Annotated in this window: 14 protein-coding genes; 1 reads left to right on the top strand and 13 read right to left on the bottom strand. The window is 66.4% G+C overall.

Annotated features, from left to right (window positions below):
- Positions 1-55 precede the first annotated feature (55 nt).
- From OK17_RS04135 to OK17_RS04170, 8 genes are all read right to left on the bottom strand, one after another.
- Positions 56-619: a hypothetical protein gene (locus tag OK17_RS04135; RefSeq protein WP_461416749.1), complete on the bottom strand. Its 564-nt coding sequence runs from the start codon at positions 617-619 to the stop codon at positions 56-58.
- Positions 616-1,284, bottom strand: a complete 669-nt coding sequence (locus OK17_RS04140) for a hypothetical protein (RefSeq protein ID WP_232718291.1) — start codon at positions 1,282-1,284, stop codon at positions 616-618. The genes OK17_RS04135 and OK17_RS04140 overlap by 4 nt, the downstream gene beginning before the upstream one ends.
- Positions 1,285-1,376: 92 nt before the next feature.
- Positions 1,377-1,886 carry a hypothetical protein gene (locus OK17_RS04145; protein WP_232718290.1) on the bottom strand — a complete coding sequence of 170 codons (510 nt, stop codon included), beginning with the start codon at positions 1,884-1,886 and terminating at the stop codon, positions 1,377-1,379.
- A complete protein-coding gene (locus OK17_RS04150; protein ID WP_232718289.1) occupies positions 1,883-2,479 on the bottom strand; it encodes a hypothetical protein in 597 nt (198 codons plus the stop codon). The genes OK17_RS04145 and OK17_RS04150 overlap by 4 nt, the downstream gene beginning before the upstream one ends.
- Positions 2,480-2,492: 13 nt before the next feature.
- The gene (locus OK17_RS04155) at positions 2,493-3,392 is read right to left on the bottom strand and encodes an SDR family oxidoreductase (RefSeq protein WP_232718288.1); all 900 of its coding nucleotides are present in this window, start codon (positions 3,390-3,392) and stop codon (positions 2,493-2,495) included.
- 75 nt (positions 3,393-3,467) lie between these two features.
- Complete coding sequence (locus OK17_RS04160) at positions 3,468-4,115, bottom strand: TetR/AcrR family transcriptional regulator (protein WP_232718287.1); 648 nt, start codon at positions 4,113-4,115, stop codon at positions 3,468-3,470.
- Positions 4,116-4,120: 5 nt separating this feature from the next.
- Positions 4,121-5,458 (bottom strand): cytochrome P450, encoded by a 1,338-nt coding sequence (locus OK17_RS04165; RefSeq protein ID WP_232718286.1) that lies wholly within the window; start codon positions 5,456-5,458, stop codon positions 4,121-4,123.
- Positions 5,459-5,548: 90 nt separating this feature from the next.
- A complete protein-coding gene (locus tag OK17_RS04170; RefSeq protein WP_232718285.1) occupies positions 5,549-6,523 on the bottom strand; it encodes an o-succinylbenzoate synthase in 975 nt (324 codons plus the stop codon).
- 100 nt (positions 6,524-6,623) lie between these two features.
- Between OK17_RS04170 and OK17_RS04175 the strand changes: the two genes are divergently transcribed.
- Positions 6,624-7,562 (top strand): oxygenase MpaB family protein, encoded by a 939-nt coding sequence (locus OK17_RS04175; protein WP_232718284.1) that lies wholly within the window; start codon positions 6,624-6,626, stop codon positions 7,560-7,562.
- Here the strand turns inward: OK17_RS04175 and OK17_RS04180 are convergent.
- From OK17_RS04180 to rpsG, 5 genes are all read right to left on the bottom strand, one after another.
- On the bottom strand, positions 7,559-8,305 hold the full coding sequence (locus OK17_RS04180; protein WP_232718283.1) for an alpha/beta fold hydrolase: 747 nt from the start codon (positions 8,303-8,305) through the stop codon (positions 7,559-7,561). The genes OK17_RS04175 and OK17_RS04180 overlap by 4 nt on opposite strands.
- A 59-nt stretch (positions 8,306-8,364) precedes the next feature.
- A complete protein-coding gene (locus tag OK17_RS04185) occupies positions 8,365-9,015 on the bottom strand; it encodes an SHOCT domain-containing protein (RefSeq protein WP_461416751.1) in 651 nt (216 codons plus the stop codon).
- Positions 9,016-9,179: 164 nt separating this feature from the next.
- Positions 9,180-10,370, bottom strand: coding sequence for an elongation factor Tu (tuf, locus tag OK17_RS04190; RefSeq protein ID WP_005199938.1), 1,191 nt, complete (start codon positions 10,368-10,370; stop codon positions 9,180-9,182).
- Positions 10,371-10,483: 113 nt separating this feature from the next.
- Positions 10,484-12,589: an elongation factor G gene (gene fusA, locus OK17_RS04195; RefSeq protein ID WP_232718280.1), complete on the bottom strand. Its 2,106-nt coding sequence runs from the start codon at positions 12,587-12,589 to the stop codon at positions 10,484-10,486.
- Positions 12,590-12,677: 88 nt separating this feature from the next.
- Positions 12,678-13,148, bottom strand: coding sequence for a 30S ribosomal protein S7 (gene rpsG, locus OK17_RS04200; RefSeq protein ID WP_006434721.1), 471 nt, complete (start codon positions 13,146-13,148; stop codon positions 12,678-12,680).
- Positions 13,149-13,154 lie beyond the last annotated feature (6 nt).

The following is a 13,154-nucleotide window of genomic DNA, read 5'->3' on the forward strand; positions in this document are numbered from 1 at the left end:
ATCCCGCGGTCACCGTTCCCCTCGGGATGCCCGATGGCACCCCGGCGACGGCGCCTCAGCGGGTCACGTCTCCGACCGGTTGCAGGTCGGACAACAGCCAATTCCCGTCGACCTTACGCATAAGTGCCCACCTCGCGGTAGGGGTCGTTTCACCCTCCGCGTCGGCTGGTTCCCCAGAGCCCGTGGATTTTTCGACGTCGCCGACCGACACTGTCTGGTCCACGAACACGAGGACCCTCGCGCGTTCGGCGGAGCTGTCGTTCAGACCGGTACCGACGACTCGTCCGACCATCGACACCGAGGCGGCCCGCGCTCCCGGGACCACCACGTCGACGCCGCGATTGCGGTACTCGAGTCGCAACGGATCGGCGAGCAAGGCGTCTGTTCGTCGACGCTGGTCGGGTGGGTCGTCCGGCCCGAACGTCATGAGTGCGGCGACCGCCCCGCCCGCCGCGGCCAGGATCGCGGCGCGCTCGTCCTCTCCGGGCTCCGGGTCCGATCGCAGTACCCCGATCCACGCGACCAGCGCGACGACGAGCGCCACCACCGTGACGGCGGCCAGGATGGCGAACCGGCGACGTTGCCGGCGAGTGGGGCGCGGTTCCAGCAGGTCACTCACGGCTGACGCGCCCCCGCGATCTTCCAGCCGTCACCGGTGCGTTCCATGGTGATCAGCGCGGTGATCCGTTCGGCGGTCGTGTCGACGGAAGCGGCCTGCTCATCCGTTCCATCGGAACCCAGCAGCAGCGGATTGGTGGCGTCGGCGACGACGAGTACATCCACGGTGGTGCCCGCATCGTCCGACGGCGGATCGGTCACCAATCCGGCCGAGACCACTTGTCCGACACTGCGCCCGGTCTGTGTACGCACCTCGGTGATCAGCGCGTCACGCGCGCTCTCGATGCGGTCGCGCTGCGCGCCGGTGCTCGCCGCGAGTACGCCGTCCACGAAACCCACCGGATCGGCCGGGTCGGCGGTCAGCATGGCCGCGACGCCCGCTCGCGCGGAATCGAGCACCTCCGTCTGGCGTTCGACCTCGGCCCCCTGACCGCGGATCTGCCATCCCAGGACCGCACCCACGATCACGAGGATCGCGACGGCGACCGCCGCGGCGATGAGGACCGTCCGTAGAAGTCGGGTCCGTCGCACGGCACGTGCCCGGAGAGCGGGTGCGGCGGCAATCCGGGTCGCGCGCGCTTCCCGTCGAGCCTCGTCGACCCGATCCCGGGCGAGCTGCACACGCGCCGTGACCGCCGAGTCGGTTGTCGTCGAATCCGTTCTCACAGCATCGGTTCCAGTGGTATCGGTTCCTGCGGCATTGTTTCCTGGGGCATCGTTTCCTGGGGCATCGGTTCTCCCGGCATCGGTCACCGCCATCACCCGACCACATCGGCCGCGGCGAGGAGCCACTCGTCGTCGGCACGGATGAAGCGGGCCAGCACCGATCGGCGGATCGTCGTCGCAGCGGCGTCGGTTCGGGCGGGGGCGTCCGGCCGTACGGTCACCGCCACCCGGAGGAGCGCCTGCCCTTCGGTGGCGTCGGCGTCGACCACGCTGACGATCTCGGGCCGCCACACCACGGCGGCCGTCCCCTGCTCCGGGGGCCGGGTGAGCTGTGCACCGTAGCTGTCGAGGAAGTCGCGGGCGACGAGCGCACGAGCCCGTGACCGATCCTGCTGCCACCGTGAGGAATCCACCGAGAAGACGTCGGCGACGATCGTTCCCGCGCGTTCACGTAATTGCTCGCGGCTCTGCTGGAGAGCATCGCCCGCCGCGTGTGCACGCCACGCGAATCCCACGGCGACGAGCGCCGCGGCCAGCACCACCGCTGCCACCAGCAGCCGGAGAGCTCCGGCGCGCGCCGAGATGTATCCGGATGGGGTCATGGAAGGTATTGCACCGCCCCGAGTTTCAGTGCGCCGTCGTCCGGGGTCACGAGCACACGAAGCCGGAACCGGCGTGCCTGCCCTTCCCCGGTCTCGCCGGCGGCGTCGAACACGACGGTCGCGGCGACGAGAACCGTGGCACTGTCTCCGTCGCGGGCGGAGACCCCGGTGCCGTCCACCGAGGACTTCGACACCGATCCGTTGGCCTGCACGAAAGCGCTGTAACTGTCGGCGGACTGGGCGAATTCGTCGTAAAAGGTACCGGTGGCACCGGCGAGGATCTTGCGCGCGCGACTCGGATCGCGATGGTCCGGTCCGATCAGCACCGCGACGCGGTCGGCCGCCGCGCGCTCGAAGTCGTCGTCGGTCGGGGCATTCCGCGCGTCGGACCACGCCACCACCGCGACACCGGCGAGCACGACGGCGACGACCGCCGCCAGCGTCGCCAGAATCCACCGGCGCTGCGGCACCCGCCGACGCAGGCCGGCGTCGACCTCGCGCGCGTGCAACTCTTCGACCGCCTCGCGCAGATCACGCCGGGCGCTACGTTCCGCGGCGATCTCCGCGCCGCCCGACCGCGCCTCTCCCCTCAACGACTCGCTCTCTCTACGACGACAGGCGCGTGTTCGGCTTGTTCTCGATCTTCTCCCCGCGGATCCGACTCGCATAGGCGGCGCGCGCCTCCTGGTCGGGGCGCAGGAAGATCGAGTCCAGCTTGGTGAGCTTGCGGGTGAACCGCTTCATCGCTTGCGGGAACAGCGGACTGGAGTCGGCCCAGCGCATCGACCGCGGAGCGTACACGCGGGTCACCGGGCGGGCGATGGTCTCGACCACGATCGCCGCGACCTCCTCGGGCGCGACGGTCTGGATGAACTTGTTGGTCTGCAGGCCGGAGATCAGGGCGGTGCGGGTGAAGGTCGGGAGGACGGCGCTGACGGTGACACCCTCCGGCTCCAGCTCCGCGCCGAGGGCCTCGGAGAACTCGATCACCGCGGCCTTCGCGCCGTTGTAGATGGTCAGACCCGGGGTCGGGATGCGGCCGGCCGTCGACGCGATGTTGACGATGTGGCCGGTACGACGCGGGGCCATCCGGCGGGCCGCTTCCTGACAGCCGATGATGACGCCGAGGACGTCGATGTCGTAGGTGCGTCGGATGATCGTGTCGTCGTAGGACAGGAACGGGCCGACCGGCATGATGCCGGCGTTGTTCACGAGGACGTCGATCGGTCCGAGCCGGGATTCGACCTCGGAGAGGAAGGCGTCGAAGGACTCCCGCTTCGTGACATCGACCTCGATGCCCTCGATGCCCAGGTCGGCGGCGGCCTTGCCCACCGCCTCGCCGTCGACGTCACCGATGGCGACCTTCGCACCCGCCTGGAACAGCTGCGTCGCGGTCTCGAATCCGATTCCGCGTGCACCACCGGTCACCACGACGACCTTGCCCTTCAGCGCCGTTCGGATGGCGTCGTGATCAGGCTTCCGGGACAGCTTGTCGCGCAGGCTCATTGGTTCCCCCTCGGGTGGTTGTCGTTGAATCGAAAGCGAGCGACGGCGCCACGGCCGTCGAGAGTCAGGTGCCGATCACCAGATCATCGGGGCGAGGAATTTCGTGGCGAATACACGGGCCTGCTGCGGATCGGTACGGGCCGGGTCCGACGGCGGGGTCTCCAGGAGCGAGATCACCAGGCGCACATGAATTTCGACGGCCTCGAGCAGGTCCTCCACCGGCATCTGCGCACCCTCGTCGCGCAGCGTGGCGGCAACCCGGTCGGTGACCATGTCGATGAACAGCGACGTCATCTTCGCGGTGACGCTCTTGATCTCGGAGTCGGTGAGGACGATCCGACTCAACAACGGATCGGACTTGACCAGCTCGGCGCCCACCGCGAAGGCCTCGACCAGGGCGTCCTTGGGGCCCATGCCCTTGACCGATTCCTCGAGCTTCTTCATGCCGCGCTCATAGGCGTCGTTGGCGACGGCGTAGAGGAGGGCCTCCTTGTTGGGGAAGCGTCGGTAGAGAGTGCTGCGGCTGACGCCTGCACGGGCCGCGACCTCGTCGATGTTGGCGCGCCGCACCCCGACCTCGGCGAACTCCGAACCCGCGGCGGCGAGGATCGCCGCCTCCTGGTCGGCCGGGCTGGCGGTGTTGCGCACCTTGCGGTTGGACGAGCGAGCGCCCTTTCCCTTTGCAGCGCTGTTCACGGTGTCCTTCACGAGATTGTCCGACACGTGACTCACCGACGCCGGAGGGTCACGGGGAGCTTGTCCTTGGGCACGGGCAGCGCGCTGTAGTCCATGGGCAGCACGTAGTCGGCCGGTACCGACCACTCGTACCCGCGGAGCAGGTGATGCATGATCGTCTTGATCTCCATCTGGCCAAAATACAGGCCGATACATTTGTGAACGCCACCACCAAATGGCATCCAGGCGAACCGGTGGGACTTGTCCTCGGCGCGTTCGGGACCGAACCTCTCCGGGTCGAACATGTCAGGGTTGGTGAAGAACTCCGGATCCCGGTGGCTGGACAGAGATGACGTGGTGACGATGGTCCCCTCGGGCACATAGAAGCCCTCGATCGAGGTGTCCTTGACCGCCATGCGGGGCTGCGCCGGGACCGGCGGGCACAGTCGGAGCGACTCCTTCATCACCAGGTCCAGGGCGGTCATGCCGGCGAGAGCGTCGTAGCCGAGTTCCGGTCCGAGTTCGAGAGACTCGGCGCGGGCGCGGTCCTGCCATTCGGGATGCTTGGCCATGTTGTAGGCCATCTGGGTCATCGTGATGGTCGAGGTGTCGTGCGCGGCCATGAGCACGAAGATCATGTGGTTGACCACGTCCTCGTCGGAGAAGCTGTGCCCCTCATCGCTTTCCGCGTGACACAGGACCGAGAAGAGATCCGGTGTCTCCCGTGCACGCTTGGCCGCGATGTTGGCGTAGAAGAACTCCTCGAGGACCTTGCGAGAACGTAGACCCTTCCACCAGCGTCCACCGGGTACGGGTTTGCGCACGTAGGCAACGCCTGCGCGGACGGTGTCGATGAACGCCTTGTTGATCCGGTCCGCCTCGTCCCTGGGCAGGTTCAGCCCCAGGAAGACCTCGAGCGCAAGGTCGAGCGTGAGCGCCTTGAACTGCTCGAACAGCTTCACCGAACCGACCGGGAACTCCGCGACGCGCTCGGCGATCATCGGCTGCATCTCCTGCATGTAGCCCTTGAGCGCCGTGGTGCTGAACGCCTGCTGCAGTATCTGCCGGTGATGACGGTGCTCGTCGAAGTCGAGCAGCATGACGCCGCGGTTGAAGAAGGGGCCGATGAAGTAGCTCCACGCCGGACCGTTGGCGAAGGCCCGGTCCTTGTTCATCAGGAGCTCCTGGGCGGCGCGCGGATTACCGGTCATGACCATCTGCACACCGAAGGCGTTCAGTCCGGAGACGCTGCCGTACTGCGCCCGGCGACGGTCGGCGAAGGCGAACGGGTCACGCCGCATCGACATGATCTCGAGGAAGCTGTTGCGGTCGGAGCACGGAATGGCCTGGAGGTCGCTACCCGCCGGCGGGGTTGCCAGTACCGATGCCATGACCGTCTCCTTCCGAACGGAGTCCTACGCAATGTGATCCACATCGCATACTAGACCATATTGAGACGATTTGGGAAAAGCGTTCCTAACTCATCCCTCGGCGAGCAGGCGATGACATCGACGCAGCCGATTCACCCACCACTGCTTCCGGTCCTCCGGGGCGGCATGGGCAGCGGCGTCGACTTCGGTACCGGGCCCGATCCACCGCGGTTCGACGACGCCGTCGCGCATCAGGAACGACGGTGCGACGTCGGCAGTGAAGAGCGAGCCGGTGCCGAGTCCGCACGCGAGGTCGAGTCGAGGCAGTGCCGCGGCCGCGGCGACCCCCGCCGCGATACCGACCGCAGAATCGAGGGCGCTCGAGACCACGACCTGGAGGCCGAGGGTGTCGGCCAGTTCGAGCGTGGCTCGCATCCCCCCGAGGGGCGCAACCTTGACGACCGCGACATCGGCCGCATCCGCCGCCACCACGCGCAAAGGGTCGTCGGCCTTGCGGATGGATTCATCGGCAGCGATCGGAACGTCGACCGCACGCCGCACCTGCGCCAGTTCTTCGACCGTGCGGCAGGGCTGTTCGGCGTACTCGACGTCGCCGATCGCGCGCAGGGCGGAGATCGCCTCGCCCACCGACCAGCCGCCGTTGGCGTCGACCCGCACCCGCCCGATCACCTCACGCGTCGCCGCGACCCGCGCGACGTCGTCGTCGAGGGTCTGCCCCGGTTCGGCGACCTTCACCTTCGCGGTCCCCGCGCCGGGATACCGCTTCAACAGGTCCGCCACCTCGTCGGCCGGGATCGCGGGCACCGTCGCGTTGACCGGCACGGTGTCCCGGGCCGCGGGCGGCGGACCGAGGTAGGCGGCCTCGATGCCTGCGCGTAGCCAGGCGGACGCCTCCGCGTCGTCGTATTCGACGAACGGACCGAACTCGCCCCAACCGGCCGGGCCGGCGAAGACCATCGTCTCGCGGGAGGTCAGCCCGCGAAACCTGGTCCTCATCGGAAGGCGGACCACCACGGCCGCCGCGAGCAGGTCCTCCACGTCCGGGATCTCCCACTCGCCTGTCATCGCTTCCTCCTGCGTCACTCGCGTCAACTTTGAACGAGGGTTATGTGAATTCGATGGAACAACCTTTTCAGTTTGTTCCAAGTCCGCTACCCTCGCTCTCATGTCAGTCAACCAGGGATTCGATGCCGGTATCCGCGAGGCGGAACCGATGATCGTCGACGACACCCCGGACACCGCCGGCGAGATCGTGCGGCCGCGGCTCGGAGCCGACTCACTCGTGTGGAAGTTCTACGGCGACTCGCGGGGCATCCTCGGCTTCCAGCGCCTGGCCGGCACCGAGAACTGCATCGAGCAGCTCGGGCAGGCCGTCCTCGACCACTCGGTGATCTTCAGCGACTTCCTCGGCCGCGCGAAGCGCACCGGGCCGCCGGTGATGAAGACCGTGTACAGCACCGAACCCGAGAAGTGGGGCCGCACGGTGCGCGACTTCCATCGCGACATCAAGGGCACCATCAGCGACGGCTCGCGCTATCACGCGCTGAACCCGGAGCTCTTCTACTGGGCCCACGCGACCTTCGTCGACCAGGTCCTCTACATCACCGACACGTTCATCCGCCGCCTCAGCTACGCCGAGAAGGTCCAGATCTTCGAGGAGAGCAAGGTCTGGTATCAGCTCTACGGCGTGAGCGACCGCGGTCAGCCCCAGACGTACGAGGAGTTCGTCGCCTACTGGGAGGACATGCTCAACCGCTTCGTCCCCCACAAGACGATCGTCTACGCGACCGGCTACATCCGCCAGGGGCTGCCACGGCCGAAGAAGATCCCGGCCCCGGTCTGGAAGGTCCTGTCGGCTCCGCTCAACGCGTTCATCCGCACGGTCATCGTGGGGACGCTCCCCCAACAGATGCGCGATGTCTGCGACCTGGAGTGGAACGACAAGAAGGAGAAGAACTTCCAGCGCTTCGCCGCATTCATGCGCGCGATCAACCCGCTGGTCAACCGGCTCCCGCTCAAGTACCTCTACGTCCCCTGGGCCTACGAGGCCTGGCAGAAGGTCGGCATCGATCCCCGACCGTTGCACAACAAGCCCGCGGCCTAACGCCCCAGGAACTCCTCGACGTGCCGGATGAACTCCGCACGGCGGTCGCGGTGCACACTGTGCCCGGCGTCGAGGGTGACGAAGCGTGAGTCGGGCAGGGCCTCGCTGACGGTCCGTAGATGGTGGGGCGGCAGGAAGCTGCGCTCACCACCCGAGATGACCATCGTCGAGGCAGTGACCCGCGGCAGCTCCGACCACCACTCCGGGGCGCAGACGTCGAACTCGGCGACGATCTCGTCGCCCATCCGGCCGTCGAATCGGATGACCGGCCACGGGTTGCGTGCGAGCGCGACGAAACCGCGGATCTGCTCACCGAGCGTCGCCTTCATGGCGATGCCCTCGGACAGATCGGCCTCGTCCCGCGGCATCGGCGGGACCTCCTCGAGGACCATCCGACGCACGCGGGACGGTTCGTACATCGCCAGACGCAGCGCGGTGTGGGCACCGAGTGAATGACCGACAACGTCGGCCACGTGGATACCGAGGTTGTCGAGCACGTAGACGAGGTCGTCGCGGAAGTCGTCGAGCCGATACGGGCCCTCCGGCCGGCCGCTGCGGCCGTGACCGCGCAGGTCGACGCTGACCACACCGCGACCCTGCCGGCGCAACGACGCGGCGAGCGGCCGCCAGGTCGAATGATCCGACGCCATCCCGTGGACGAGCACCACCGGCACGCCACGGTCGGGTTCACCGGCCACCCGGACCGCCAGGTCGGGTTCGGCACGTCGACTGAGCACACGCATGGAGACGAGCCTACGAAAGGCTCCCGGGCGGACCGCGTCACACTCGGGATATGCCCGGTTCAGAGTTGATCGACTATCCGTTCACGGGCACGTCGGTACTCGTCATCGGTGAGCGCACCGCTTTGATGCAGGTCGTCCAGAGACGACAGTCGGTCGGCGACCGTACGGGACCCACTCGATGCCATCCCGGGCGACGGAATCGGACCGACCATCGATTGCGTTGCGTCCCAGTCGATCTCGAAACTCTGGTTGACGGGGTCGACCAGCACGACCAGCCTGCGCTGATACAACGCCGGCTGCCGGAAGATCGGGGCCACCTTTCGGGTGTTCACCTCGAAGGGCACCAGACCCGGTGCGGAGATCCGCAGTCCCAATGACATGAGCGGCTGGTTGTTGATCTCGACGCCGGTCTGCTCGACCGACGTCACCTCGGCGACACCCCGGACGCCGGTGGCACGGAGCTGCTCGGAACGGACTCCGCCGGTGTACGTCACCGTGGCGACGACGATACCGAACAGGACATCGAGCAGAGTGATCCCGATGCCGGTCCACAGCATCCATTCGGTGCCCGGGAGGTCGAAGAGGAAGTAGCAGACGAGAAAGAGCGGCCCGACTATCCCGCACAGCATGACGAACAGGAAGCTGCCCACCGCACGCAGGAGAGGCGCCGAGGCCTGGGGCCCCGCCCCCGATTCGCCGAACATCGTCATGCGGGCACTGTAGTCGCCAGCAGCCCGCTGAGCAGGGCAATAAGCTGCAGGGCACTGCTCTCGACAACGCGGCCGGCAGACCTCCCGGAATGACAAAGGCGCCCCAGCCGCTCTCGCAGCTGGGGCGCCTTTCGACTCAGAGAGTCAGTGCGTCAAAGCAAGAATCACTTGGTGATCTTGGTGACTCGACCCGCACCAACGGTGCGGCCACCCTCGCGGATGGCGAAGCGCAGGCCCTCGTCCATGGCGACCGGCTGGATGAGCTTGACGCTCATCTCGGTGTTGTCGCCCGGCATGACCATCTCGGTGCCCTCGGGGAGGGTCACGACGCCGGTCACGTCCGTGGTACGGAAGTAGAACTGCGGACGGTAGTTGTTGAAGAACGGGGTGTGACGGCCGCCCTCGTCCTTGGACAGGATGTATGCCTGGCCCTCGAACTCGGTGTGCGGGGTCGTGGTGCCCGGCTTCACGATGACCTGACCGCGCTCGACGTCCTCACGCTTGAGGCCGCGGAGCAGCAGACCGGCGTTGTCGCCTGCCTGTGCGGAATCGAGGAGCTTGTGGAACATCTCGATACCGGTGACGGTGGTCTTGGTGCTCTTCTCGCGGATGCCGACGATCTCGACTTCCTCGTTCACGTTGACCTCGCCGCGCTCCACACGACCGGTGACCACGGTGCCGCGGCCGGTGATGGTGAAGACGTCCTCGACGGGCATGAGGAACGGCTTCTCGGTCTCGCGAACCGGATCCGGGATCGACTCGTCGACGGCAGCCATGAGCTCCTCGACCGACTTGGCCCACTCGGGGTCACCCTCGAGAGCCTTGAGAGCCGAGACCTTGACGACCGGAGCTTCCTCGTCGAAGTCCTGGGCGGCCAGCAGTTCGCGGACCTCCATCTCGACGAGCTCGATGATCTCGTCGTCATCGACCATGTCGGCCTTGTTCAGGGCGACGAGGATGTAGGGCACACCGACCTGGCGGGCCAGCAGCACGTGCTCGCGGGTCTGCGGCATCGGACCGTCGGTGGCGGCAACCACGAGGATCGCGCCGTCCATCTGAGCCGCACCGGTGATCATGTTCTTGATGTAGTCGGCGTGACCCGGGGCGTCGACGTGAGCGTAGTGACGCTTCTCGGTCTCGTACTCAACATGCGAGATGTTGATCGTGATACCGCGCGCCTTCTCCTCAGGAGCCTTGTCGATCTGGTCGAACGCGAAGCTCTTGTTCAGCTCCGGGTACTTGTCGTGCAGCACCTTGGTGATCGCCGCGGTCAGGGTGGTCTTGCCGTGGTCGACGTGACCGATGGTGCCGATGTTCACGTGCGGCTTGGTCCGCTCGAACTTCGCCTTCGCCACTTGATTGTCCTCCTGGACTGTCATTCTCTACTGGGCGGATCCCAGCAGGGGTTTTCATTTACGTTGTTGCGCCCGCTTGTCGGCCAGCGCGTGTCGCCAGGGCGACCGGGGAATTACTCTCCGGTGGCCTTCGCGATGATTTCCTTCGACACGTTCGCGGGAACTTCCGCGTAGGAGTCGAACACCATGGAGTAGTTTGCACGGCCCTGGGTCTTCGACCGAAGGTCTCCGATGTAGCCGAACATCTCCGACAGCGGAACCTGTGCCTTCACGACACGAGCACCACTGCGCTCCTCCATGGCCTGGATCTGGCCACGGCGGGAGTTCAGGTCGCCGATGACATCGCCCATGTAATCCTCGGGAGTCGTGACCTCGACGGCCATGATCGGCTCCAGGATGACGGGGCTGGCCATCCTCGCGGCTTCCTTGAGGGCCTGCGAGCCGGCGATCTTGAAGGCCATTTCCGACGAGTCGACGTCGTGGTACTGACCGTCGAGCAGGGTGACCTTCAGGTTGACCAGCGGGTAACCGGCGAGGACACCGTACTGCATGGCGTCCTGGGCACCGGCATCCACCGACGGGATGTACTCGCGCGGGACTCGACCACCGGTGACGGCGTTGTCGAACTCGTAGGTCGCACCGTCCTCGGCGTCCACGAGGGGCTCGAGCTTGATGATGACCTTCGCGAACTGGCCCGAACCACCGGTCTGCTTCTTGTGGGTGTACTCGTGCTTCTCGACCGTCTTGCGGATGGTCTCGCGGTATGCCACCTGCGGCTTGCCGACGTTGGCCTCGACCTTGAACTCCCGCTTCATGCGGTCGACCAGGATGTCGAGGTGGAGCTCGCCCATGCCGCCGATGACGGTCTGGCCGGTCTCCTCGTCGAGCTGGACCGAGAAGGTCGGGTCCTCTTCGGCGAGCTTCTGGATCGCGGTGCCGAGCTTCTCCTGGTCGGACTTGGTCTTCGGCTCGATCGAGACGTTGATGACCGGGTCCGGGAAGCTCATCGACTCGAGCACGATGGGAGCGCTCGCGTCACACAGGGTGTCGCCGGTGGTGGTGTCCTTGAGGCCGATCATCGCGTAGATGTGGCCCGCGGTGGCGTCCTCGACCGGGTTTTCCTTGTTGGCATGCATCTGGAAGAGCTTGCCGATGCGCTCCTTCTTGCCCTTGGTGGCGTTGAGCACCTGGGTGCCGGCGTTGATCCGGCCCGAGTACACGCGCACGAAGGTGAGCTTGCCGAAGAAGGGGTGAGCAGCGATCTTGAACGCGAGAGCCGAGAACGGCTCGTCGGCGGACGGCTTGCGCGAGAGGATCTCCTCCTCGTCGCCCACGGCGTGGCCCTCGACCGACGGCACGTCCAGCGGGGACGGCAGGTAGTCGATGACCGCGTCCAGCATCGGCTGGACACCCTTGTTCTTGAACGCGGAGCCGCACAGCACCGGGTAGAGCTCGCGGGAGACGGTCAGCTTGCGGATCGCAGCCTTGATCTCCTCGACGGTGAGCTCTTCGCCGCCGAAGTACTTCTCCATGAGGGCTTCGTCGGACTCGGCGACGGTCTCGAGGAGCTGCTCGCGGTATTCCGCGGCCTTCTCGACGAGGTCGGCCGGGATCTCCTCGATGGTCGGCTCGGCACCGGTCGGCACGACGCCGCGCCAGGTGATGGCCTTCTGCTCGATGAGGTCGACGACGCCGTCGAAGTTGTCCTCGGCACCGATCGGGAGCTGCAGGACCAGCGGCTTGGCGCCGAGGCGGTCCTTGATGGTCTGAACGGTGAAGTAGAAGTCCGCGCCCAGCTTGTCCATCTTGTTGACGAAGCAGATACGGGGAACTTCGTACTTCTCGGCCTGACGCCACACCTGCTCGGACTGCGGCTCGACGCCTTCCTTGCCGTCGAAGACCGCAACTGCGCCGTCGAGGACGCGGAGGCTGCGCTCCACCTCGACGGTGAAGTCGACGTGTCCGGGGGTGTCGATGATGTTGATCTGGTTCTTGTTCCAGAAACAGGTCACGGCCGCGGAGGTGATGGTGATACCACGCTCCTTCTCCTGCTCCATCCAGTCGGTGGTCGAGGCACCGTCGTGGGTTTCACCGATCTTGTAGTTCACACCGGTGTAGAAGAGGATTCGCTCGGTCGTGGTGGTCTTGCCGGCATCGATGTGGGCCATGATGCCGATGTTGCGAACCTTGTTCAGGTCGCTGAGCACTTCCTGTGCCACTTAATCGCCTCGCAATTTCGCTAGAGAGCTGTTGGGTCTGAGGTGGGTCCGGCCGCGGCGACCCGTAGGCCGCCGCGGCCGGCAGTGATCACCAGCGGTAGTGCGCGAACGCCCGGTTGGCCTCGGCCATCTTGTGGGTGTCCTCGCGGCGCTTCACCGAAGCACCCAGGCCGTTGGAGGCGTCGAGCAGCTCGTTGGCCAGACGCTCGACCATCGTCTTCTCGCGACGCTGACGGCTGAAAGTGACGAGCCAGCGGAGCGCCAGGGTGTTGGCGCGGCCCGGCTTGACCTCGATCGGCACCTGGTAGGTGGCGCCACCGACGCGGCGGCTCTTCACCTCGAGGGTGGGCTTGACGTTGTCGAGCGCACGCTTGAGGGTGACGACCGGATCGGTGCCGGTCTTCTCGCGGGCCTGCTCGAGCGCGCCGTAGACGATGCGCTCGGCGGTCGACTTCTTGCCGTCCAGCAGGATCTTGTTGACCAGCTGGGTGACCAGCGGCGAACCGTAGACCGGGTCGTTGATCAGGGGGCGCTTGGGTGCGGGTCCTTTACGTGGCATGACTTA

This window comes from Gordonia sp. GN26 (genome assembly GCF_054823965.1).